The 23,100-nt window shown below is 61.6% G+C and carries 23 protein-coding genes; 8 read left to right on the plus strand and 15 right to left on the minus strand.

Going from position 1 to position 23,100, the window contains the following annotated elements:
* Positions 1 to 48 precede the first annotated feature (48 nt).
* Entirely contained in the window at positions 49 to 1,710 is a 1,662-nt protein-coding gene (gene ettA, locus OP494_RS09170; RefSeq protein ID WP_280540429.1) for an energy-dependent translational throttle protein EttA, read from the plus strand.
* A 243-nt stretch (positions 1,711 to 1,953) separates the two neighbouring features.
* The gene (locus OP494_RS09175; protein ID WP_280540430.1) at positions 1,954 to 3,318 is read left to right on the plus strand and encodes a DUF2254 domain-containing protein; all 1,365 of its coding nucleotides are present in this window, start codon (positions 1,954 to 1,956) and stop codon (positions 3,316 to 3,318) included.
* On the opposite strand, the gene OP494_RS09180 is transcribed toward OP494_RS09175, so the two are convergent.
* The 13 genes from OP494_RS09180 to ftsB form a co-directional block, all read right to left on the minus strand.
* Positions 3,296 to 3,454 (minus strand): DUF1328 family protein, encoded by a 159-nt coding sequence (locus OP494_RS09180; RefSeq protein ID WP_075368045.1) that lies wholly within the window; start codon positions 3,452 to 3,454, stop codon positions 3,296 to 3,298. The two genes, OP494_RS09175 and OP494_RS09180, sit on opposite strands and share 23 nt — an antisense overlap.
* Before the next feature lie 114 nt (positions 3,455 to 3,568).
* Positions 3,569 to 4,489, minus strand: a complete 921-nt coding sequence (lpxL, locus tag OP494_RS09185; protein WP_280540431.1) for an LpxL/LpxP family Kdo(2)-lipid IV(A) lauroyl/palmitoleoyl acyltransferase — start codon at positions 4,487 to 4,489, stop codon at positions 3,569 to 3,571.
* Between the two features lie 43 nt (positions 4,490 to 4,532).
* Positions 4,533 to 5,627 carry an alanine racemase gene (gene alr, locus OP494_RS09190; protein ID WP_280540432.1) on the minus strand — a complete coding sequence of 365 codons (1,095 nt, stop codon included), beginning with the start codon at positions 5,625 to 5,627 and terminating at the stop codon, positions 4,533 to 4,535.
* Positions 5,628 to 5,757: 130 nt separating this feature from the next.
* Entirely contained in the window at positions 5,758 to 7,230 is a 1,473-nt protein-coding gene (locus OP494_RS09195) for a TolC family outer membrane protein (protein ID WP_280540433.1), read from the minus strand.
* 277 nt (positions 7,231 to 7,507) lie between these two features.
* Complete coding sequence (rpoS, locus tag OP494_RS09200) at positions 7,508 to 8,485, minus strand: RNA polymerase sigma factor RpoS (RefSeq protein ID WP_280540434.1); 978 nt, start codon at positions 8,483 to 8,485, stop codon at positions 7,508 to 7,510.
* 122 nt (positions 8,486 to 8,607) lie between these two features.
* Positions 8,608 to 9,714: a peptidoglycan DD-metalloendopeptidase family protein gene (locus OP494_RS09205; RefSeq protein WP_280540435.1), complete on the minus strand. Its 1,107-nt coding sequence runs from the start codon at positions 9,712 to 9,714 to the stop codon at positions 8,608 to 8,610.
* Complete coding sequence (locus OP494_RS09210; RefSeq protein WP_280540436.1) at positions 9,707 to 10,648, minus strand: DUF368 domain-containing protein; 942 nt, start codon at positions 10,646 to 10,648, stop codon at positions 9,707 to 9,709. Before OP494_RS09210 ends, OP494_RS09205 begins: the two co-directional genes overlap by 8 nt.
* Positions 10,645 to 11,334: a protein-L-isoaspartate(D-aspartate) O-methyltransferase gene (locus OP494_RS09215; RefSeq protein WP_280540437.1), complete on the minus strand. Its 690-nt coding sequence runs from the start codon at positions 11,332 to 11,334 to the stop codon at positions 10,645 to 10,647. The genes OP494_RS09210 and OP494_RS09215 overlap by 4 nt, the downstream gene beginning before the upstream one ends.
* Positions 11,315 to 12,067, minus strand: a complete 753-nt coding sequence (surE, locus tag OP494_RS09220) for a 5'/3'-nucleotidase SurE (protein WP_247620533.1) — start codon at positions 12,065 to 12,067, stop codon at positions 11,315 to 11,317. Before surE ends, OP494_RS09215 begins: the two co-directional genes overlap by 20 nt.
* A gap of 36 nt (positions 12,068 to 12,103) precedes the next feature.
* Positions 12,104 to 13,150, minus strand: a complete 1,047-nt coding sequence (locus OP494_RS09225) for a tRNA pseudouridine(13) synthase TruD (RefSeq protein WP_280540438.1) — start codon at positions 13,148 to 13,150, stop codon at positions 12,104 to 12,106.
* Positions 13,147 to 13,635: a 2-C-methyl-D-erythritol 2,4-cyclodiphosphate synthase gene (ispF, locus tag OP494_RS09230; RefSeq protein ID WP_280540439.1), complete on the minus strand. Its 489-nt coding sequence runs from the start codon at positions 13,633 to 13,635 to the stop codon at positions 13,147 to 13,149. The genes OP494_RS09225 and ispF overlap by 4 nt, the downstream gene beginning before the upstream one ends.
* The gene (gene ispD / locus OP494_RS09235) at positions 13,632 to 14,354 is read right to left on the minus strand and encodes a 2-C-methyl-D-erythritol 4-phosphate cytidylyltransferase (RefSeq protein ID WP_280540440.1); all 723 of its coding nucleotides are present in this window, start codon (positions 14,352 to 14,354) and stop codon (positions 13,632 to 13,634) included. The genes ispF and ispD overlap by 4 nt, the downstream gene beginning before the upstream one ends.
* Positions 14,351 to 14,716 carry a cell division protein FtsB gene (ftsB, locus tag OP494_RS09240; protein ID WP_280540441.1) on the minus strand — a complete coding sequence of 122 codons (366 nt, stop codon included), beginning with the start codon at positions 14,714 to 14,716 and terminating at the stop codon, positions 14,351 to 14,353. The genes ispD and ftsB overlap by 4 nt, the downstream gene beginning before the upstream one ends.
* Positions 14,717 to 14,841: 125 nt before the next feature.
* Between ftsB and OP494_RS09245 the strand changes: the two genes are divergently transcribed.
* Positions 14,842 to 15,153: an NGG1p interacting factor NIF3 gene (locus OP494_RS09245; protein ID WP_280540442.1), complete on the plus strand. Its 312-nt coding sequence runs from the start codon at positions 14,842 to 14,844 to the stop codon at positions 15,151 to 15,153.
* Positions 15,154 to 15,158: 5 nt separating this feature from the next.
* Here OP494_RS09245 and OP494_RS09250 read toward each other — a convergent pair whose 3' ends face one another.
* The gene (locus OP494_RS09250; protein ID WP_280540443.1) at positions 15,159 to 15,716 is read right to left on the minus strand and encodes an NUDIX hydrolase; all 558 of its coding nucleotides are present in this window, start codon (positions 15,714 to 15,716) and stop codon (positions 15,159 to 15,161) included.
* A 48-nt stretch (positions 15,717 to 15,764) separates the two neighbouring features.
* Between OP494_RS09250 and OP494_RS09255 the strand changes: the two genes are divergently transcribed.
* Complete coding sequence (locus OP494_RS09255) at positions 15,765 to 16,388, plus strand: CoA pyrophosphatase (RefSeq protein ID WP_280540444.1); 624 nt, start codon at positions 15,765 to 15,767, stop codon at positions 16,386 to 16,388.
* A 23-nt stretch (positions 16,389 to 16,411) separates the two neighbouring features.
* A complete protein-coding gene (locus tag OP494_RS09260) occupies positions 16,412 to 17,074 on the plus strand; it encodes a 2OG-Fe(II) oxygenase (protein WP_280540445.1) in 663 nt (220 codons plus the stop codon).
* A gap of 10 nt (positions 17,075 to 17,084) precedes the next feature.
* Here the strand turns inward: OP494_RS09260 and OP494_RS09265 are convergent, their stop codons facing one another.
* The gene (locus tag OP494_RS09265) at positions 17,085 to 18,863 is read right to left on the minus strand and encodes an acyl-CoA dehydrogenase (protein WP_280540446.1); all 1,779 of its coding nucleotides are present in this window, start codon (positions 18,861 to 18,863) and stop codon (positions 17,085 to 17,087) included.
* A 205-nt stretch (positions 18,864 to 19,068) separates the two neighbouring features.
* Between OP494_RS09265 and otsB the strand changes: the two genes are divergently transcribed.
* From otsB to OP494_RS09280, 3 genes are read left to right on the plus strand one after another with little or no spacing between them, the layout of a single operon-like run.
* Positions 19,069 to 19,851 (plus strand): trehalose-phosphatase, encoded by a 783-nt coding sequence (gene otsB / locus OP494_RS09270; protein WP_280540447.1) that lies wholly within the window; start codon positions 19,069 to 19,071, stop codon positions 19,849 to 19,851.
* Positions 19,815 to 21,632, plus strand: a complete 1,818-nt coding sequence (locus OP494_RS09275) for a glycoside hydrolase family 15 protein (protein WP_280540448.1) — start codon at positions 19,815 to 19,817, stop codon at positions 21,630 to 21,632. The genes otsB and OP494_RS09275 overlap by 37 nt, the downstream gene beginning before the upstream one ends.
* Positions 21,629 to 23,005, plus strand: a complete 1,377-nt coding sequence (locus OP494_RS09280; protein WP_280540449.1) for a trehalose-6-phosphate synthase — start codon at positions 21,629 to 21,631, stop codon at positions 23,003 to 23,005. Before OP494_RS09275 ends, OP494_RS09280 begins: the two co-directional genes overlap by 4 nt.
* Positions 23,006 to 23,100 lie beyond the last annotated feature (95 nt).

Genomic DNA, 23,100 nt, shown 5'->3' on the forward strand with positions numbered 1-23,100 from the left:
CTCTATCATCGTTACTCGTGATCCACTTCCCAACCAAACCGGAATTCCATGGCGCAATACGTCTATACCATGAATCGGGTGGGCAAGATCGTCCCGCCCAAGCATGAAATCCTCAAGGATATTTCGCTTTCTTTCTTCCCTGGCGCGAAGATCGGCGTGCTCGGCCTCAACGGCGCGGGTAAATCCACGCTGCTACGGATCATGGCCGGTGTGGACAAGGAATATAACGGCGAAGCACGCCCCATGCCGGGCATCAATATCGGCTATCTTCCTCAGGAGCCCGAGCTCGACGACGACAAGAACGTCCGTGAGACGGTCGAAGAAGCCTTGAGCGAGATCACCGAAGCTCAGGCACAACTCGAGGCGGTGTATGTCGCCTATGCCGAGCCGGACGCCGACTTCGACGCCCTGGCCGCCGAGCAGGCACGTCTCGAGGACCTGATCGAGGCTGCCGATGCGCACAACATCGAGCGCAAGCTGGAAGTCGCCGCCGAGGCTCTGCGCCTGCCGCCCTGGGACGCCAAGGTCGGCGTGCTCTCGGGCGGCGAGCGTCGTCGCGTGGCGCTGTGCCGGCTGCTGCTGTCGAACCCCGACATGCTGCTGCTCGACGAGCCGACCAACCACCTGGATGCCGAATCGGTGGCCTGGCTCGAGCGCTTCCTGCACAACTACTCCGGCACCGTGGTGGCGATTACCCACGACCGCTACTTCCTAGACAACGTCGCCGGCTGGATTCTCGAGCTGGACCGCGGCCAGGGCATCCCTTTCGAAGGCAACTACTCGCAGTGGCTGGAATCGAAGGAAAAACGCCTCGAGCAGGAGGCCAAGCAGGAAGCCTCCAAGAACAAGGCGATCAAGCAGGAGCTCGAGTGGGTGCGCAGCAACGCCAAGGGCCGTCAGGCCAAGAGCAAGGCGCGCCTGAACCGTTTCGAGGAAATGCAATCGGGTGATTTTCAGAAGCGCAACGAGACCAACGAAATCTACATTCCACCCGGGCCGCGCCTAGGTGACAAGGTCATCGAGTTCCACGACGTGGCCAAGCGCTTCGACGACAAGCTGCTGTTCGAGAACCTCTCGTTCCAGCTGCCCAAGGGTGCCATCGTAGGCATCGTCGGCGGCAACGGCGCTGGCAAGTCCACGCTGTTCAAGCTGATCGCCGGCATGGAACAGCCCGACAGCGGCGAGGTCGTGACCGGCGAAACCGTGGACATCGCCTACGTGGAGCAGTTGCGCGATCATCTCGACGACAAGCAGACCGTCTGGGAAGCAGTATCCGACGGTCAGGACATGATCAGCATCAATGGCTACGAGATGTCCTCACGTGCCTACGTGGGGCGCTTCAACTTCAAGGGCAACGATCAGCAAAAACGCCTATCGGAGCTCTCGGGGGGCGAGCGCGGTCGCTTGCAACTGGCACAGACCCTCAAGCAAGGCGCCAACGTCCTGCTGCTCGACGAACCGTCCAACGATCTCGACATCGAGACGCTGCGTGCCTTGGAAGAGGCTCTGCTCGCCTTCCCCGGCTGTGCGCTGGTCATCTCGCACGACCGTTGGTTCCTCGACCGTATCGCCACTCATATCCTCGCCTATGAAGGGGATTCCAGCGTGGTATTCTTCGAGGGTAACTACAGCGAGTACGAGGAAGACTATCGCCAGCGCGTGGGCAGCGACACGCCCAAGCGCATGAAATACAAGCGCATCGATGCTTGACCCGAGTGCGTCGTAGCACCGAGGCCCCGCTGTGTAATGCAGCGGGGCTTTTTACGCGCTGTCGAAAAGCGTCGGGGCGTGATCAGCAGAACATTGCTGATGGATATGTAACACGGCTCTCTCATCGACGTTGCCTAACCTCGTCACCGCTCGCCGATGTCGCGATCAGTGCTTGGCTGAAAGGCGCGGAAGACGAGGTTGGCGTCGATAAAATGGATTTTGCCACAGCTGAAGGATGACGTGATGATCGCCGTGATTACCTGGCCCTACAAGCAGTTCAACCGCGTTCGGCAGAGCATCGCTTACCTCCCCTGCCTGCTGGCGCTGATTTATCTGGCCCTGGGGCTAATCGCCGTCGTGCCGCAGGTCTCCGAATCCGCTCTGCCCGAGATTCTCACCTACCTCGACTTCAAGGACCCAGATACGGCCCGAGCGCTGCTTTCGACGCTGATCGCCGGGATGATATCGATGGTAGTGTTCAGTTTCTCGATGGTCATGACGGTACTGTCTCAGGCCGGCGGCAACTTTTCACACAAGCTGGTCTTTGGTCTGATCACCGAACGCCATCACCAGAAGGTGCTTGGCCACTACCTGGGGACCATTCTCTTCATACTGATTCTGCTGATGGTGCCTTTCGAAGGGGGGACACCCAGCCTGTGGCGTTCACTTGGCGGGTATCTCGGGGTTTTGATGGTGATCCATTGCCTGGGGCTGTTCGTCTATTTCATCCACAACGCCTCTCAGTCAGTCCAGATCAACGCCGTTCTTCAAGGCTTGCACCAGTCTACTCGCACGTCGATGCAGCGCCTGGAGAATCTGCAGCAGCAACCCCACTGGCAGCGATACGCGAACCTCGAAGTGCCTGCCGATGGCCATGTCATCCACGCTCAGCGAAGCGGTTATGTGCAGAACGTTCAACTAGAGACGCTAGCGCACCTCGCCGAGGAGCACGATGCGGTCATTCATCTCGATTTCATGTTCGGCGACTACACCGTCGAAGGTTTCCCGCTCTTCCAGATCGATATCGCCAACGAGCCGGACGAGGCGTTCAATAACGCGGTGCTGGCGACCCTGATCTATGTGCAAGGGGAGTCAATGAAGGATCTGTATATCAATGGCCTGACACAGCTAATGGAAATTGCCATCAAGGCGCTGTCACCGGGGATCAATGATCCGGGCACCGCTCGCCTGTGTCTGCATCAATTGACTGAACTGCTGTGCCGACGCCTGAAGATCGCCCCCAGCAACGCCTTGACCGATGGAAACGGCACACTGAGAGTGAGCTGGGCGACCCACGACTTCGAGAGTCTGCTCTATCGACTCTTTAACCCGATCCTGCATTACGGTCGCGACGATATCAGCATCGTTCTGGCCTTGCTCAAGTCCTTGAAGACCCTCTCGCTATTTGCCGACGATGAGGCGCTGGCAGTCATTCAAGCGCACGCCGACCGTGTCGTCGACGCACTGAAAAAGGCGGCCAAGGATCCCCTTGACCGCCATTTCATCGCTAGGCGCATGCAGGCCGGCGAACACCGCTTAAAGCTGCCAGACGGCTTCTCTCAAGCAATGCCGCCAACCGACGCCGTCAACGTCCCCGACCACGAATGAGCGTTACCACGAACAGCACCAAGAAGACGAAGAACAAGACCTTGGCGATGGTCGCGGCGGCCCCGGCAATACCGCCGAAGCCGAGAACGCCTGCAACGACGGCGATGATCAGAAAAATGATCGCATAATTGAGCATGAGTTATTTCCTTCCGTTGGATGTTGTCTATCTGGCTCTCATTGTCCATGAGAGACGCCTCAAGGGTTGTCCGTAATCCGCCCAACGTCAAGCGAGAACCGCCCGCGGCCACCGTCACTTCGAATACAGCGAAGTCTCACCGCGTGGCCGCGTCTTGAAGCGCCGATGCAGCCATAGATACTGCTCTGGGTGGCGGCGAATGGCGTCTTCGATGAGGCCATTGATGCGTGTGGCGTCGGCAACATCGTCCCCGCTCGGAAAACCCTCCAACGCAGGCAGGTATTCCAGCATGTACGTCTCATCACCGGGGTTGCGATGAAAAATCAATGGCATCACCGGCGCCCCCGTCATACGGGCAATCTTCGCCGTCAATTTGAGTGTCGCAGCTTCGACCCCGAAAAAGGGCGCGAAGACGCTGGCATCACGGCCGAAATCCTGATCCGGCGAGTACCACACGGCGTGACCTTCCTTGATACGACGCACCACGCCGCGCAGATCGTGGCGGTCGATGGCACGCCCGAAGATACGCCGTCGTGCACGCGTCATGAAGCGCTCGAATAGCGGGTTGTCATGCGCCCGGTAGACGACGTCCGCAGGAAAGAACAGCGAATGCAGCGCACCGCCGAGGTCGAGGGTCGAGAAATGCACGCCAATGATTAACGCCCCTTTGCCCTGCGCCAAGGCTTGAGTCATGTGCTCTTCGCCCTTGAAGGTCACGCGATGGCGCAAATGCTCGGGATCACGGCACCAGCCAGTGGCAGTCTCGAGAATGCCCTTGCCGTTGGCGATGAAGGTCTCACGTACCAGCCGAGACCGCTCCTCCTCGCTCAATTCGGGAAAGCATAACGCCAGATTGGTCTCGGTAATGCGTCGGCGACTGCGCGCGAAGCGCCAGGCACACAGACCGATGAGGCGCCCCACCGCCATCTTGAGGCGCCAGGGCAGCCAGGCACCGAGACGCATCAGTCCGATGGCAAGCCAGGTGGGCCAATAGCGGGGATGGGCGAAACTGTCAGGAAATACGTGCTTGGCCATATCTCTCTCGGGGCATCGAAACGCCGCTCATTGTAGCGGATTTTCACACTCTGTCGGCCAGCCGATAGCGGCGTGGCACGCGGGGCAAGACACCGGTCATCAGCGTATAGCTGATGGTATCGCAGTGACGCGCCACTTCATCGATGGGCAGTCCTTCACCCCACAGCACGACCCGGCTACCGATGCGCGCCTCGGGCACCTCAGTGAGGTCGACCGTCAGCATGTCCATGGAGACCTTGCCGGCCAACGGCACACGCTGCCCCTCGACGAGTACCGGCGTGCCATCCCGAGCGTGGCGATCGTAGCCATCACCGTAACCACATGCGACCACGCCAATGCGCGAGGGGCGCGGGGCCCGCCAACGCCCGCCGTAACCGACCGCTTCTCCCGTGCTCAGTTCACGCACCGCGATGATCTCGGAGCTCAACGTCATCACCGGCTTGAGGGCGCGACTGGCATCATTGGCGCCTTCCAGCGGGTCACTGCCATAGAGCATGACGCCCGGACGCGTCCATGCACCGTGCGTCTGCGGCCAGGCCAGCGTGGCCGGCGAATTGGCGAGGCACACCGGCGCCTCAAGCTGCTCGCGCAGCGCCTCGACACACGCCATCTGGCGGCACAAATACGCCGGCTCGAGCGCATCGGCGGTGGCGAAGTGCGTCATCATATGCAGGTCGGTGACCTGATCCGGCGCCGCCTTCAGGCGCTGCCAACGCGACACGAAGGCCTCCGGCGCGAACCCTAGGCGATGCATGCCGGAATCCAGCTTTAGCCAGGTCGGAATCGGCGTCCGAGGCTGAAACGCCAGCAAGGCGTCGAGCTGCCAGTCACTGTGCACGGCGATCCAGAGCCGATGCGCGTCGATGAGCGGCAACTCCTCGGCGTCGAAGAATCCCTCCAGCAGCATGATCGGTTGCACGATGCCCGCGTCGCGCAGCGCCACCGCTTCCTCGAGACTCGCGACGGCGAAGGCAGGGGCCATATCGGCCAGGGCGTTGGCGCACTCTACCGCACCATGGCCGTAGGCGCCCGCCTTGAGGACCGCCATGGCACGGCTGTGCGGCGCTTGATCGCAGGCAAGACGATAATTTTGGCGCAAAGCGCCCAGGTCGATGTCGGCGATTAACGGCCGAGACATGGCAAACGTTCCTTCTGACAAGGCAATAACAGGCGCCCTATTCTACCTCGCCCACGGCAGTGGTGCGTGGCACGACGCAAAACGCCGCACCCAAGGTGCGGCGTCACGAATGCCACTTGTCGAACTCGCGTCAGGGCGTGGACGACTGCTCCATCGTGGGTCGCTCACCGATGTCTTCCATCTGGCTCATACCGCCATCCTCGGGTAGACGTAGCGTCACCGTCTGACTCTCCCGCAGCCACTGGTTGAGATCGCGAATCACACCCTGATCGAGCACCCCGGCCTGCTGACGCAGCTCTACCATGTCGGTCACGTAGGTATAACGCGCATCGGCATAATCGGACACCGCTTGATACAAGGCCTGCTCGGCGTCGAGCACATCGACGATATTGCGGGTCCCCACCTCGTAGCCGGAACGCGTCGCTTCCAGCGCGCTACGGTTGGAGACGATCGCCTGCCGCTGGGCCTCGACGCTTTCGACATCGTTCATGACCTGCGTGAACAGCGAGCGTACCTGCTGTGTGGTATCGCGACGCTGGGCCTCGAAATCGTACTGCGTGGCCTCTAGCGAGTAGGTCTGCTGACGCACCTGAGCGCTGGTCGTCCCGCCACTGTAGATAGGCAGTGAGGCCTGGAGCCCGACTTGTGTGTCCGCGTTGTGGCCGTCCAGATAGTCCTGGTCACTATCCGAATAATTATAGTTGGCAAAGGCCGAGAGCGTCGGCTTATGGCCGGCTTCCGCCTGCTCGACTTCCGCCTGAGACACATCCACCGCGGCCTGCGCCGCCTGCACATTGGGATTATTGGCGATTGCCATCTGAATCCAGTTATCGCGCCCCGCCGGCTCGGGAGACTCGATGGGAATATCGTCCGACAAGGCGTCGATGCTGTCGTAACGCTTACCGGTCAGACGTTCCAGCGCCTCGAAACTGACCTGCAGGTCGTTTTCGGCGGAAATACGCTGGGAGCGGGCTAGATCGTAAGACGCCTGCGCCTCGTTGACATCGGTGGTTGCCACTAGCCCGACATCGAATTGCTCCTGCGCCTGGTCGAGCTGGCGCTTGATCGCTTTCTCCTGGGAAATACTCGCTTCGAGCACGTCATTGGCGCGCAAGATCTCGAAATACGCCGAGGCGACATCATAGAGCAACTGCTGGCGATCGGCTTGAAGCAAAAGCGCTTGCTGACCAGTCTCGCGTTTGGCGATTTCAAGCTCAGCCCAGCTCGTGGCGTCGTACAACGCCTGGGTCAATTCAATCCCGGCGCTGGTCGAGTTATAGCTGCTTTCGGAACCCGTCCCAGTGCCTCCCGTTCCGGCACCTCCCAAAGCACTCGATGAACTCTGGCTCTCCAGCGTGTTGTTATGCGCGACCTGCGCGGTTGCATCAATTTGCGGCAACAAGCTACCACGCGCCACGTCACGCCCGGCCTCGACACTCTGAAAGGTCGACCGCGAGGCACCCAGAGTGGAATTGTTCTGCAGGGCGTCCTGCGTAATGGTCCACAAATCGGCGGCGTGCGCCTGAGAGGTAACAGCGGCGGCGATCAACACCGGCAATAAACGCAGCCGAAATTTCGGCGATGACGGCTCTCGAGAGGACATCGGCTTGGGTTCCTTTCTTTTGACGCACGTCCTTTGACGAACGTGCTTTTGACTGACTTGCTTCCACTGATTTTCTCGGGGGCGAGCTGATTACGGGCTCGACGACCGGCAGTGTCACCGCCAACAGGGGCATCGGGGTTACATACAATGCCGCATGTATTGCCTCAGATCAATGTATCAGGCAAATAAGCAAGTACCAAGGATAGCGTGGAAAGCGCGTCATTGCCGTGACAGACCCGTGGCATGACAAGCCATGCGGCTCATCATGCCTGGTGTATCATTCGAAAATAGAATCCAGCGACAACCCTTGCTTCTCCAGTACTCGGCGCAATTTTTTCAACGCCTCGACCTGAATCTGGCGCACCCGCTCGCGCGTCAGACCGATTTCCGCCCCGACATCCTCGAGGGTCGCGGCTTCATGCCCGCGCAAGCCGAAACGACGCACGACGACTTCCATCTGTTTGTCGGTCAACTCCGCCAGCCAGTCATCGACGTGCTGCTTGACGTCGTTGCCGACCAGCAGCGACTCGGGGCCAGCTTCGTTTTCATCGGCCAGCGTGTCGATCAAGGGCTTATCGCTCTCGCCGCCCATCGGATAATCGACCGACGACACGCGTTCGTTGAGCCCGAGCATCTTCTTGACGGTACCCACCGGCTTGTCCAGAAAGTCGGCGATTTCCTCGGCTGTGGCTTCGTGATCGAGTCGTTGCGTCAGCTCGCGCGCCGCCCGCAGGTATATGTTGAGTTCCTTGACCACGTGAATGGGCAAGCGAATCGTGCGCGTCTGATTCATCAACGCCCGTTCGATGGTCTGGCGAATCCACCAAGTCGCATAGGTAGAGAAGCGAAAGCCCCGTTCGGGGTCGAACTTTTCCACGGCACGAATCAGACCCAGGTTGCCTTCCTCGATGAGATCGAGCAGTGACAATCCCCGGTTGAGATAGCGTCTAGCGATCTTGACCACCAGACGCAGATTGGACTCGATCATGCGCTGGCGCCCAGCGGGATCGCCCTTCTGGGCCAGGCGTCCATAGTGCACTTCTTCTTCGGGGGTCAAAAGCGGCGAAAAGCCGATCTCATTGAGGTAAATCTGTGTTGCGTCGAGGCTTTGATGGTAACTTTTTTCGTCACGATTCAGCGCTTTCTCGAACGCATCGTCATCCTTGTCGCTAGCAACCTCTACGGCATCGACTTCCACTTCGTTATCAACGTCGTCGAGATCCACACCCTGAATATCCCGCTCCAGCATGCTCATATCCGATACCCCACTTTACTGCTGCCGATTTGATGACCTCGGCCGGGGCGTGCGAGCCACCGGCCATGGCGGACTACCCGTTTATTGTTGTACGCATGTTCAGGGTCTGAGTCCTGCCGTGCTCAACGCGACGGCAGGTACTCCATTGGGTCTTGAGGCTGGCCGTCCTGGCGCACCTCGAAATGCAGCTTGACGCGATCGGCATCGGTATCGCCCATGGTGGCAATGACCTCTCCTGCTTTGACGACATCGTTTTCCTCCACACGCAACGTATCGTTATGCGCGTAAGCACTCAGGAAATGGTCGTTATGCTTGAGAATGATGAGGTTGCCATATCCGCGGACGCCACTGCCGGCATACACCACGATGCCCGGACCCGCTGCCTTGACAGGTTGCCCCTTTTCACCGGCGATATCAATGCCGGCCGTCACGGTGGAATTGTCGTCGAAACCGTTGACGACATTGCCCTCAGTGGGCCACTGCCAAGCCACATCGTCGACCGGCTGGTACTCGCGTTGCGAGCGATCGGCCGTCGCATCGCTTTCACCGGCGACGCTCGTGCCGGCCTCGCGGGTGGGCTCGGACGGCTCGTCGTCCGTCGCCTGGTCGTCCGTACTCGTACTATCGGCTTGCGTCTCCTGCGGCCCATCGCTGACGGTTGAGGCATCCGAGGCATCGCTCTTGGCTTCGTCATCGCGCGCAGAATCGTCGGCCGCCTCGTCTGCGTCGTAGACCGGTCCCGGCGCACCGCTTTCGCGGGCATCGGAAGCAGCGCCTACGGCCTGCGCATCGATGGACGCGACATCGACGTCACGGCCTTGGGAAGACGCACTGTCCGCCGGCACCAGCCAGTCATCGTCCTGGGCGCTACCACTCGTACCGGCACCATCGCCCAACGGGGTCGCGACCGCACCACTGGTCTCGTCGGACGCTTTACTTGACGCCGCCCGAGCATCGCCATCGGGGGTCAGGCGTAGCGTTTGCCCCGGATCGAGGCGATAGGGCGGCGTAATATCATTGAGTTGCGCCAAGTCACGGAAATCGAGGTTGTTCTGCCAGGCGATGCCATACAAGGTATCGCCCGACTTGACGGTATACGAACTCGGCGGCTCGCTGTTACGGCTGACCGAGAGATCCTGCACCTGGGGTGCGCCGCCGGAGCTTGCGCATCCCACAAGGCCCAGCGCCACGAGTCCCAGCGCGGGCATTAGTCGACGAGCGTCAGACATGGGGTCGGTCCTCTTTAAAGGGAGATGGACTGCGTTCGCCGATGACCATGACCAGCAAAAGGCCCGCGATCATCAAGACGACCGCCGTCAGCAATTGAGCCGGCTCACCGGTGATCACGCTGTAGTCCGAAGGCATGAGATAGCGATAGTCGAGCGGCACGATCTGGTCGCCACTTGCGAGGCGGTAGCTAACCAGCTCGCGCCACGGCCAGAGTTGCGGTAACGAGCCGAGAATGAAGCCGACCAGGGTCAAGAGCGTGCCCAGTCGGTAATGATGAAAAAGCCACGACAGGACTCGCGAGAACACCATCAAGCCGATGACACAGCCCGTACCGAAAGTCGCGATCAAGGCCACGTCGGCACTTTTGATGCCCTCCATGACCGTCCCGTAAAGCCCCATTACCAATAGCAGGAAGCTCCCCGAGACACCCGGCAGAAGCATCGCACTGATGGCAATGGCGCCTCCCACCAATAATATCCACTGACTGCCTCCCGTAGGGGCGGGCAAAAGGCTGGGCAGCCACAGGGCCACGCAGACGCCCAGAATCAAGGGAAAGACATGCCGCCACTGCCAGTGTCCGACCTGTCGGCCCACCACAACGGCCGAGGCCAGCACCAATCCAAAGAAGAATGCATTGAGCAATAGCTGATGATGATCCAGCAGCCAGGTGACGAGATGCGCGACACTCACCAGGCTCGCCACGATCCCCAGCAGCAAAGGCAGCAAAAATGCCAGATTGAGATGCTTCACGAGTCCCGCCAGACCGCCGCGACGCCACGCCCCAAAGGCGCTAGGGCCGAATTGCTTGATCGAGTGGATCAACTCCTCGTAGATGCCAGTAATGAAGGCAATGGTGCCGCCGGACACTCCGGGTACTGCGTCTGCGGCGCCCATCCCGGCGCCCTTGAAGAAAAGCGTCAGGTAGCGCTTCATTGTATGACCCCTTCCAATAGCGGTACGAATCTGACCCGCTCGAGCCGTGTACGTTCGAAGGTGGGTCCGCGCCGCTGTACCCGCGTCAGCCATTGATGACCTACCTCATCCTCCAGCGGCGCGATCAGTTCCCCGCCGTCGGCCAGTTGGTCCAATAGCTCCTGAGGCAGCACACTGGCACAGGCGGTAAAGAGGATGACATCGAAGGGGGCAGCCTGCGGCCATCCATGGCCGCCATCTTCATGGCGCAGGCGCACGTTACCGGCCCCCAGCATGGCCAGGCGAGAGGCGGCTCTGCGATGCAGCGCACCAATGCGTTCGATGCTCCACACCGACTCGACCAGGCGCGCCAGAATCAGGGTCTGGTAGCCTGAGCCGGTCCCGACTTCCAACACTCGACGCGGCTGCGCGGCCAGCACCAACTCGGTCATCCGCGCCACGATCCACGGCTGAGAAAGCGTCTGGCCATGGCCCAACGGTAAGGCAGTATCTTCATAGGACCGATGCGCCAGCGCCTCGTCGAGAAAGACATGACGCGGTTCGCGCGCCATGACGTCGAGCACCCGTCGATCTTGAATGCCACCGGCCTGCAAGCGTCGTATCAAGCGGTTGCGAGTACGCTGCGAGGTCATGCCGATGCCACCGAGTCGGTGTGTATCGTGTGTGTCAGGAATTCGACAATGCATCCAGCCAGTTCCGTACGTCGTCCAACGCGGCATGGCGCGTGAGATCGGTCTGTAGGGGCGTGATCGATACGTACCCCGCGTCGATAGCCGCGAAATCGGTATCCGCCCCATCATCGGCGTTATCGCCGACGGCGGCAATCCAATAACGCTCGCGGCCACGCGGATCTTTCACCTTCATGGGTCGGGCCGCAGGACCGCGATACCCCATCCGCGTCACGCGTACGCCCTGAATATCTTCCCAAGGCACGTCCGGCACATTGACGTTGAGCAGACTCCGTGGGGGCAATGACAGCGACTCCGCCGCCCCCACCAAGGTCGCCGCGACGCGGCCGGCCGTCTCGAAATAGCGCTCGCCGCAAAGCGATACGGCAATCGCTGCCATGCCCAGGTTGCGTCCTTCCATGGCGGCGGCCACGGTGCCCGAATACAGCACGTCGTCGCCCAGATTGCCGCCATGGTTGATGCCTGAAATCACTAGATCAGGCTTCTCGTCCCAGACCCCGTTGACGCCCAGGTACACACAATCGGCAGGCGTACCGTCGACTGAATAAAAGCCGTTGTCGAGGGCCGTCAACGCCAGGGGACGCGTCAGCGTCAGCGAGTTGCTGGCGCCGCTCTTATCACGATCCGGTGCTACCACGCGCAGACGCCCATGTGCCGAGAGCGCGTCATGCAACGCACGAAGCCCTGGCGCATGGACGCCATCATCGTTGGATAACAGTAACTTACGCATACTTATCCTCTTGCTTTTCTGGTAGCCGATATCCCTTCACAGCAACGGGTGATGCATCAACTCGCGCAATACCGAAGTCGCGAAGGCGCCGCGCGGCAAGCCGAACCCGAGCGTCACCCGGTTTGGGGCCTCATGCTCCAGCGACGGTGCATCAAGCGGCACGCATAGCGTGCGCCGATCCATGCGTACGCCGGCCGCTTCCAGCCCCTGCGTGAGTGCTTCATGGCGCGCCGCGAGCCGCGCTTCTTCCTCGGCGACCTCTGCGCCACTCTCCAAACGCCCGCGCCCCCACAACGGGCCGGTGGGCGTGACGTCGCCACGCGCAGCGCGTTCATGCAAGGCAGAATCGATCTCGTCGGCCACAAAGCGGCTGGCCGTCCCCGCCAGCGCTAACACATCGCCCGGACGCGGCGTTCGCCAGGTCTGCGCGCGCAGGCGCATGGCCAGCACCTCATTGAACAGGAAGCTGCGCGCCGCAGAAAGCTGCATACCATGCGGATCATCACGCTTACGCCAACCGCGCGCAAAGGCCTTCTGAGCAAGCACCAGATTGCGCCCTTCGCGGCCGAAGCGTTGCGGGCCGAAGTAATTGGGCACGCCATCCGCGCACAGGGCCTGCCAGCGACGCGATAGCTCGGGATGCGAGGCAATATCGCCGCTCAGACGAAGCGTAAAATGGTTGGCGCGGTGCACGCCGCGCTTGAGCTTGCGTGGGTGACGTCGCGCCTCTTGCACCACGACCCCCACGTCGCTCAGTTGGGTGGCGAACCCATCAGGGGCTTCACGTCCGGGCAAATGCACCGATAGCCACTGGCGGGTAACCGCGACGCGATCCTTGAGGCCGCTATAGCCCACGTCGCGCGGACGCACGCCACACACGCGCGCCACATGCTTGGCGGCTTCCGGCGTCGTCAAGTCGCGCTTCTCGATCCACAACCAAAGGTGCTCGCCCTGCCCTTCCGGCGCGAAATCGAACACCTCCTCGACGATGAAGTCCTCGGGCGTCATGCGAAACTCGCCCGCCGCCAGCGGTCCGCCGTGAACACGCGGCCAATCGGGTGGCCAGAGCGACATATCGATCATGTGGCGTCCGCGCGTGTCAGCAGCACCACCGCCTCGGCGGCGATGCCTTCCTTTCGCCCGGTGAAGCCGAGCCGCTCGCTGGTGGTTGCCTTGACGTTGACCCCGTCCTCCGCAATACCGAGCGTCTCGGCAATACGCGTGCGCATCAGCGCGATGTGATCGGCCAGGCGCGGCGCTTGGGCGATCACGGTGGTATCCAGGTTGACGATGCGATAGCCCGTGGCGGTGACTTGATCGTATACCCGGCGCAGCAATTCGCGACTGTCGACACCGGCCCAGGCCGCGTCGGTATCGGGAAAATGCTGGCCGATATCGCCCAGGCCGCAGGCGCCGAGCAGAGCATCGCACAGCGCGTGAAGCAGGACGTCACCGTCCGAATGAGCGATGAAAGCGTGCGTATGCGCGATGCGCACACCACCTATCATCAGGTGATCGCCATCGCCGAAGCGGTGCACATCAAAACCGTGACCAATACGTAGCGTCATGAACATGTCTCGTCGGAAAGCGGGGCATCGCTCGCGGTGTCGCTGAGAAGCCGCGTGGCGAGGGAAAGATCCTCGGGATGCGTGATCTTGAGATTATCCCGGCGGCCGGGTACCAAGCGCGGCGCCAGGCCCAAGGCCTCGAGCGCCGAAGCCTCATCGGTGAGCGCCACGCGCGTGTCGCGGGCATGCGCGAATGCCCGGCACAACACGCGATAGGAAGCACCTTGCGGGGTCATGGCATGCCACAGCCCCTCGCGCGATACCGTATGCACGACGTGGCCGTCGGCATCGGCGCGCTTCATGGTGTCCGCCACCGGCGCCGCCAGCAGCCCTCCATCGGCTGAGGTTTCAAGCACGGCACGCAGGCGACGCAAGTCATCGAGCGCCACGCAAGGCCGCGCGACGTCGTGGACCAACACCAGGTCATCGTCCGCCGCGACGCCCTCGAGCGAGGCCAGCGCGTTCGCTACCGAATCGGCACGTTCATGGCCACCGGGGACTCGTTGCCAGTCGGCGAAGGGAACCCACTCGGTGGAGAAGCGAGCATCATCGGCATCCAGGCACAGGCGCAGCGCCGCGTCCGGAAAGGCAGCATGCAGCCGCGCCAAGGTATGCGCCAGTACCGGCCGGCCGGCGATGTCGAGATACTGCTTGGGCAAGGCGGCGCCCATGCGGCGGCCTTGCCCCGCCGCCGGCACGATCAACCACAATCGACTCACGGCGCAGTCTCCTCAGGCATCGCCGCCGCCTTTTCAGGGTCGCCGCGTACCGTAGTGGCACTTTGTTCGACGATGGAGCGCTCCGCGGTCACGCCGGGCACCCAGAAAAACTGCTCGTCACGGCGCACCATGCCCAAGTCGCTACGTGCCCGTTCCTCGATGGCATCGAGCCCTTTCTTGAGATCGATCACCTCCGCCGCCAGGCGGTCGTTGCGCGCCTGCAGCCGGTCGTTTTTTTCTTCGAGCACATCGGCACGGTGACGAATATGGTTGAGTTCACGCACTCCCCCTTCACCGAACCACAGGTGATACTGCAGTAGACCGATCAGTACCACTAGCGCTATGCATATCCACTTCAACATCGTTGGTTCCGTCCTGGACCGACAGCTGCCCGGCATTATGCCATCATCAAGGCACCCGCGCAGTCCACGCGGCGCGCCATCGCCGCGTGACGCGCCGCGCTGACCACGACCTCAAGGAGCCCCGCATGTACAAACTCGCGTTTTTCGTTCCCGTGGACGACGCCGAAAGCGTCAAGGAAGCGGTTTTCGCTACCGGCGCCGGACGCATCGGCGACTACGAAGCCTGCTGCTTCCAGACGCCCGGCCAGGGCCAGTTTCGCCCGCTCGACGGCGCCGACCCGCATATCGGCCAGGTCGGTGCGCTCAGCCATGTCGAGGAATTGAAGGTCGAACTGGTCTGCGAGGACGATCATCTGGAAGCCGCCGTGGCGGCGCTCAAGCTGGCTCACCCCTACGAGGAACCGGCGTATGAGGCGTGGCGCCTGGCAGAGGTTTAGGCGCGTTACGCGCTGCCCAGGTAACGTTCGCGGTCTTTGGCGGTGATATCGCTCACGTGCAGCGGATAGTCACCGCCCCGCCGGTCGTCGAAATAGTGGCGCAAGGTGCGTTCGATGGTTGGGAAGGCCAACTCGTGCCAGGGAATCTCGGCTTCCTCGAACAGCGCGACTTCGAGACTCTCCGGGCCGGACGCATAGTCGCCGCGCAACGCACCACGGAAGATCATGTAGACCTGATTGATATGCGGCAGATTGATGAGCGTATAAAGGCCCTCGAGGTCGACCTCGGCGCAGGCTTCCTCGCGTGTCTCGCGCGTGGCGGCTTCGGACGTGGTTTCGCCGTTTTCCATGAAGCCCGCGGGCAGCGTCCAATAACCCAGGCGAGGTGCGATCGCACGCCGGCACAGCAAGACGCGCTCGCCCGCTACCGGTAAAGTACCGGCCACGATGCGCGGATTCTGATAATGGATGGTGCCGCAGGCATCGCAGAGAAAACGCCCGCGATCGTCGCCCTCGGGAATCGCGAAACGCACGTTTTGGCCACAATGGCTACAGAAATTCATGGTCGTCCTCGGGCGAGCGATATGGCGCCCCATTAGGTGAAAAGCAACATGTTAGAGACACTGCGCAAACGCCTGCAAGCGCATCGACCGCACCAACTGAACGCCGACATGCCGAGAGCCGCGGTGCTGCTCGCGATCGTCGAGCGCCGCGAGCCCACACTCGTGCTGACGCGCCGTGCCGGCCATCTCGCGCAGCATGGCGGTCAAGTCGCGTTTCCCGGTGGCAAAGTCGAACCCGAGGATGCCGACTTGTGGGCCACCGCTTTGCGCGAAGCGCATGAGGAGATCGCGCTACCGCCCGCACACGTCGCGTACCTCGGCCGGCTAAGCGATGTCACCTCGCGCCACGGCATCGGCGTGACGCCATTCGTCGGCCTTATTCCGCCCGACCTTCCATTGAAACCGGACCATAATGAGCTGGATACCATTTTCGAAGTACCATTGACGTGGTTCCTCGAGGACCGTCGCAGCCACACGGATGTCATCCGTCACGGCGAGCACACTTATTATGTGCCCAGCTATGCCTACGCCAATCATGTAATATGGGGCCTGTCGGCGATGATGCTGGTCGAACTGCTGGCGGTGGGCTTCGCGCGCCCCATCAGCCTCGACCGTGCGCCCCTCGGTAGTCCGTTGCGGCATCTGCCCGCACCACCCCCGCCGCGGCCTTGATACCTACAATGGACCCTATGCGAATGTCGCGACCTGATCCCGCCGACTACCTCGACATGGCCGCGTTACCCCGGCTTCTGGATGCGCTGGTCACGCAGGGGTGGTTCGTCGGCGAACGCTTCATCGATACCGCGCTATGCCACAGCTTGCAGGCGGAATTACAGACGCTGAAGACACAATCGCATCTCGACGAAGCCGGCATCGGCCGCGGCCAGGCACACCGTATCAAACGCGATGTTCGTGGCGATGCCATTCATTGGCTGGATCGCGAAAGCCGGGCCCAGCGCCAATACCTGACGGTCATGACGTTCTTGCAGCAGACCATCAACCGCGCGCTCTATCTGGGACTTTTCGAGTTCGAGGCGCACTTTGCCTTATACCCGCCCGGCGCCTTCTACAAAAAGCACCTCGACAGCTTTCGCGGCCGTAGCAACCGCATCGTCTCAACGGTGCTATATCTCAATCCAGCATGGACGACAACGCATGGTGGCGAGATGGCGTTGTTCGACCCTGACGACCCCGAACGCGAAATCGCGCGCATACGCCCCGAACTCGGCACCTTCGTGTGCTTTCTCGCCGACCGCATCCCCCACGAGGTACTGCCTACCCAGGCCCCACGCGCCAGCATCGCCGGCTGGTTCCGCCGCAACACCTCGCTGGGCGGCAGCGTCGATCCGGCCCGCTGAAAACGCCGCCTCACCACGCTTCGTCGAACACACTCGGATCGGCCTCTATCGCCGCCAACTGCGCTCTCCCCATGGGCAGCCACTGGCGCAAGACGAAGTCCGCGCTGGCCAACTTGGCGCGATAGAAGGCATCGTCACTACCGGTTGCCAGCGCCGCCTGCGCGATCAGCGCCGCACGCCCCATCTGCCAGGCGCACAGCACATGACCGGTCAACGCCAGCAGCGGTGTCGCCAGGGCCTGGAGCGCATCTGGGCCGCGCTCGTCATCGGCGCCCCGCGCCAGCACGATGGCCACCGCCCGGCGTAGATCCACTACGCCCTGATGCAGCGACACGCCCAATTCAGCGAGCTCAGCGTCGGCGGTAAGCTCATCAGCGCAAGCGGCGACCTCGTCGAGCACACCACTCAAGGCGGTACCGCCGTCGCGGTAGATCTTCCGACCCGCGAGGTCGAGCGCTTGAATGCCGTTGGTGCCTTCGTAGATCGGTGCGATGCGCGCATCGCGTAGATGCTGCGCGGCGCCAGTTTCTTCGATGTACCCCATACCACCATGTACCTGAATGCCAAGCGACGCGATGTCTACCGCCTGGTCGGTGGCAAAAGCTTTGACCACCGGGGTATAGAGATCGACCCGCTGTTGGGCGCATTGCCGTTCGTCCGCCGTGGGCGCATGCCGGGCACGGTCCATCTCGCTGGCCGAGAGCAAGGCCAAGGCCCGCAGGGCTTCCAGGCGCGCGCGCATCGACAGCAGCATGCGACGCACATCGTAATGATCGCTGAGCACGGCGGGGCGGCCGCCGCGCGACGCGGGCATGCGACCTTGCACACGCTCTGTAGCATACGCACGCGCCTGCTGATAAGCCCGCTCGGCCACACCAATGCCTTGAATGCCGACTTTGTGACGCGCCGCGTTCATCATCGTGAACATGTGTTGAAGCCCGCGACCGGGCTCGCCGACCAAATAACCGATGGCGCCCTCGTGCTCGCCGAAGCTGAGTACGCAGGTCGGCGATCCATGAATGCCCAGCTTATGCTCCAGCGACACACAGCTCACGTCATTGCGCTCCCCTAGGCGGCCCTGTTCATCGACCAGGAATTTGGGCACCAGAAACAGCGATATACCGCGATTGCCCTCGGCGGCATCCGGCAGACGGGCGAGGACCAAGTGGATGATGTTGTCGGCGCAGTCATGCTCGCCCCAGGTAATGAAGATCTTCTGGCCGCTGATGCGATAGTGCTCGCCTTCCGGCACCGCCCGCGTACGAACCACCGATAAATCCGAGCCAGCCTGCGGCTCGGTAAGGTTCATGGTGCCCGTCCACTCACCGCTGACCAGCTTTTCCAGATAGCGCGCCTTGAGTGCCTCGCTGCCATGCTGGGCCAGTGCTTCGACGGCCCCCGCCGTCAATAGTGGGCACAGCGCCAGCGCCATGTTGGCGGCTTGCCACATTTCCTGCACCGCGCTGGCGACGACCTCCGGCAGCCCCTGCCCGCCATGAGCGGGATCGCTGCCGATGCCGTTCCACCCGCCCTCGACGAAGGCATGATAGGCCTCGGCGAAACCCGCCGGTGTGCGCACCTCGCCTTCTACCAGGCGGCATCCTTGCTCATCGCCACCGCGATTGAGTGGCGCCCACACCTCGCCCGCCAGGCGTGCAGCCTCGTCGAGGATGGCGGTGACCAGATCCTCGGAAAGCGTTTGATACTCGGGCAAATGAAGCGAGCGGTGCTCGAGCAATTCCTCGAGGACGAAGCGAAGATCGCGTAACGGCGCGGCATAGGAAGACATGGCTCACCTTCATCATTCATACGCCTATCATTCAAACGTATGTGTTAATTGGAATACATGTCGTGATCATAGAGGCGCCGGGCGTGACGGACCATTAGCCGAACGGTGCAAGTGAGGTGAGACCAGGCCTTTTCAGGCCGTTCATTAGCAGCGAACGCCGGGGTTCGCTTGCAATTTTTCCTTGCATGACCAACGCTTAAAGATATTGATTCTGGATACTGAGACCGATATCGGCATGCAGACGCCACTACCGTCGGCACTTGCTTTTTCCAATATCGCATTGTTTCTCGATTTCGACGGCACGTTGGTGCCCATCGCATCGCACCCCGATGCCGTCACGCTACCGCCCCGCCAACGCCATTTGCTCAGCACCTTGCAGACCCAGCTCGAGGGAGCCCTCGCCGTCATCAGCGGTCGCCGTCTGGACGACCTGGAATACTTGACGGCGCCCCTACCGATAACGCTCTTGGGTTGTCATGGCGCACAGTGGCGCGACAGCGACGGCACCCGACACGCCGCGCGGCTCGAGTCCGAGGCTACGGTGCACTTGAGTGCCGCCCTGGCCGAGTTCTCACAACGGCATCCCGGTACCGTCTTCGAGGATAAAACGTACGCTTTCGCTCTCCACTACCGCCAGGCACCGCAGCACGAACGGGCCTGCCGAGACACGATGACACGCCTTTGGCAGGCCCACCGCGACGCCTACCAACTCACCGAGGGCAAGTGCCTGCTGGAGCTTCGTCATCATGCCTGCCACAAGGGACGCGCCGTGCAGCGACTACTCGACACGCCGCCCTTTCGGCAGCGCACCCCGCTGTTCATTGGCGACGATCGCACGGACGAGGACGCGTTCCCCGTCGTCAATGCACACGGCGGCTTTTCCGTACGCGTCGGTGAAGCCGCGCAGAGTCAAGCCACGTATCGCTTGGATAGCGTCGAGGAGGTTTTGTCATGGTTGGAACGTCAGACAAGGAGCATGTCACCCTAACGCAGGATCCGACACTCGAACTGGGGCTGGTCGGCAACTGCCAGGTCAGCGCGCTGATCGACGATCAGTCCCGCATCGTCTGGTTCTGTTTCCCGCGCCTGGATAGCGCCCCCGTGTTTTCCCGCCTGGTGGATACGCAGGATCGCGGATATTTCGCCATCGATGTCGAAAACCGTGTCGCCAGCCATCAATACTATGTCCGCAACACCGCCATTCTGTGCACGGAGATCGAGGATGCCGAGGGCGGGAAGGTCCGCATCACCGACTTTTGTCCTCGCTTCTTGCAGTTCGGGCGGGAATTTCATCCCACCGGACTGTGTCGACGCGTTGAGCGCATCGCCGGCACCCCAGTAATCCGCACGCGTCTACGTCCGGTGCAGGGCTACGATGGCACGTCGCCCGACACGACCCACGGTAGCCACCACATCCGCTACCTATGCCAGGACGACGTCATGCGTCTGACCACCGACGCCTCGATCACCCACTTGTTGCAGGAATCCGCCCATGCTCTGGATCGTCCATTGCATTTCATCATCGGGCCAGATGAGAGCCTGACCACCACCCCCGCGCGGCTCTACAACCACTATTGGGAAGAGACGCGCCGCTATTGGCACGACTGGGTCAGCCGGCTGGCCGTGCCCTTCGAATGGCAGGACGCCGTGATTCGCGCCGCCATCACGCTGAAACTCAGCACCTTCGACGATACCGGGGCCGTGGTCGCGGCCATGACCACTTCGATCCCCGAAGCCGCGAACACCCAGCGCAATTGGGACTACCGCTATTGCTGGCTGCGCGATGCATATTTCGTGGTGCATGCGCTCAACCGGCTCGGCGCAACCGGGACGATGGAAAATTTTCTGCATTACATCATCGACCTCGTCGTCGGCACGCATCGCCACCAGTTACAGCCGCTTTACGGCATCGGCGGCGAGACGGTGCTGGACGAGCACAGCCTCGAGACACTCGCTGGGTATCACGGCATGGGGCCCGTACGTGTGGGCAACGCCGCCTACCTGCAAAATCAGCATGATGTCTACGGCGCCGTCATCCTGGCCGCCAACCAGGTCTTCTTCGATCAACGTCTCGAAGAGGTCGGTAACGAAACCCTGTTCCGGCGCCTTGAGCCTCTGGGTCACCTGGCCGCCGAGTGTTACGACCAGCCCGATGCCAGCATCTGGGAATACCGAGGCCGTGAGCGCGTGCACACCTACTCAGCCATCATGTGCTGGGCAGCCTGTGACCGGCTGGCCAAGATCGCCGCACAACTCGATCTGGACAGCGCCGCACGGCACTGGCGCGATACCGCAGACACCATGCATCGCACCATTTGCACCGAGTCCTGGAACGAAACGCAAGACTTCTTCGCCGAGAGCTTCGGCGGCGAGGGCCTGGACGCCAGCCTGCTGCTCATCAACGAGCTTGGATTTCTCGCAGCCGATGACCCGCGCTTCGTCGCTACCGTCAAGGCCATCGGCGGGCATCTGCGGCGTGGCGACCACCTCTTTCGCTACGTCGCAGACGACGATTTCGGGGCGCCCGAAAACGCCTTCAATATCTGTACTTTCTGGTATATCGACGCGCTCTGGGCGATCGGCGATCACAATGAAGCCAGGCGGCTGTTCGAGGGGCTCCTAGCATGTCGCAACAAGGTCGGGCTACTCTCCGAGGATCTCGACCCTGACAGTCACCGGCTATGGGGCAACTTCCCGCAAACCTACAGCATGGTGGGGCTGATCAACTCGGCGCTGCACCTCAGCAAGAGCTGGGAGGAAGCGCTATGAAAGACCTGGTCGTGATCTCCAACCGAGTGTCGATCCCCGAGGCCGGGCGCTCCCAAGCAGGCGGTCTGGCGATGGCGCTCAATAGCGCCCTCGCCCGCCATGGGGGCATGTGGTTCGGCTGGAATGGTGAGGTATGTCATGACACCTCGCCACAGCCAACGCAGACACGTCGCAATGGCATTACCTACGCCACCTTGCCGCTGAACGCGGAGCAGCACAGTGACTATTATCTGGGGTTTTCCAACGAAGTGCTGTGGCCTATCTTCCACTTCAATCTGGGCGCCATGAAGTTCCAACGCCGCCATGCTCAGGTCTACTACGCCACCAACCAGCATTTCGCCGAGAAACTCAGCCCGCTGCTTACCGGCGACGAGCTCATCTGGGTACACGACTATCACCTGATCCCCCTCGGTGAAGCCTTGCGGCGCCAGGGGAACCACGCCCCGATGGGGTTCTTCCTGCACATTCCCTTTCCCAGCGCCGAGCTATTGCGTTGTATTCCCGGACATCGCGACTTGTTGGCAAGCTTCTTCGCTTACGATTTGCTGGGATTCCAGACACCCCAAGACCTCGAAACCTTCTGCCATGCTGCGATCCGCATCCTCGGGGCCAAGCGTAGCGACAATGTGCTGCGCTACGGCGACCAACGCCTGAAACTCGGCATCTATCCCGTGGGCATCGATGTCGACACACTGCAACGCGAGGCACAGCATAGCGAAACCAAGCAAGCCGTCCGCCAACTACGTGCCTCGTTGGGTGGCTGTGCGCTGATCGCCGGCGCCGACCGACTCGACTATTCCAAGGGACTCGGCGAACGCATGCTCGCCTTCGAGCACCTGCTCGACGACTACCCCCACTACCGGCGCCACGTCCTCTATACACAAGTCGCCAGTCCCTCTCGAAGCGCCATCACCGAATATGACGATCTGCGTCAGCAGCTCGAATCCCAGGCCGGCCATATCAACGGCCTACACTCCGATCTCGATTGGGTGCCAGTGCACTACATCAACAAGACCTATCCGCGTACCGCACTCATGGGGCTCTTTCGCGCCGCCCAGGTGGGCCTTGTCACACCGCTGCGCGATGGCATGAACCTGGTCTGCAAGGAGTTCGTCGCGGCCCAGGACAGCCGTGATCCCGGCGCGCTGGTGCTCAGCGAACTCGCCGGCGCCGCGCATGAGCTCGAAGGAGCCTTGCTGGTCAATCCCTACGACCCGCACGCCATCGCCGAAGCGCTCGATCAAGCACTGCAGATGCCACACGAGGAGCGTTGCCAACGCCATACCAGCATGCTGGCCAGCGTCCGCTGCAATGACCTGACGCGCTGGTGGCAGCGTTTCCTGGACGATCTCGGATATGCCGTGCCGGGTTGAGGTCGCATCGCTTCGATGGTGCCTGACGGTTGAAAGCCGATACATAACCAAGTATTTTGATTGAACATTCAATCAATAAAAATATGGCTTCATTC

It is taken from the genome of Chromohalobacter sp. 11-W, from assembly GCF_029889905.1.
GTDB lineage: Bacteria > Pseudomonadota > Gammaproteobacteria > Pseudomonadales > Halomonadaceae > Chromohalobacter.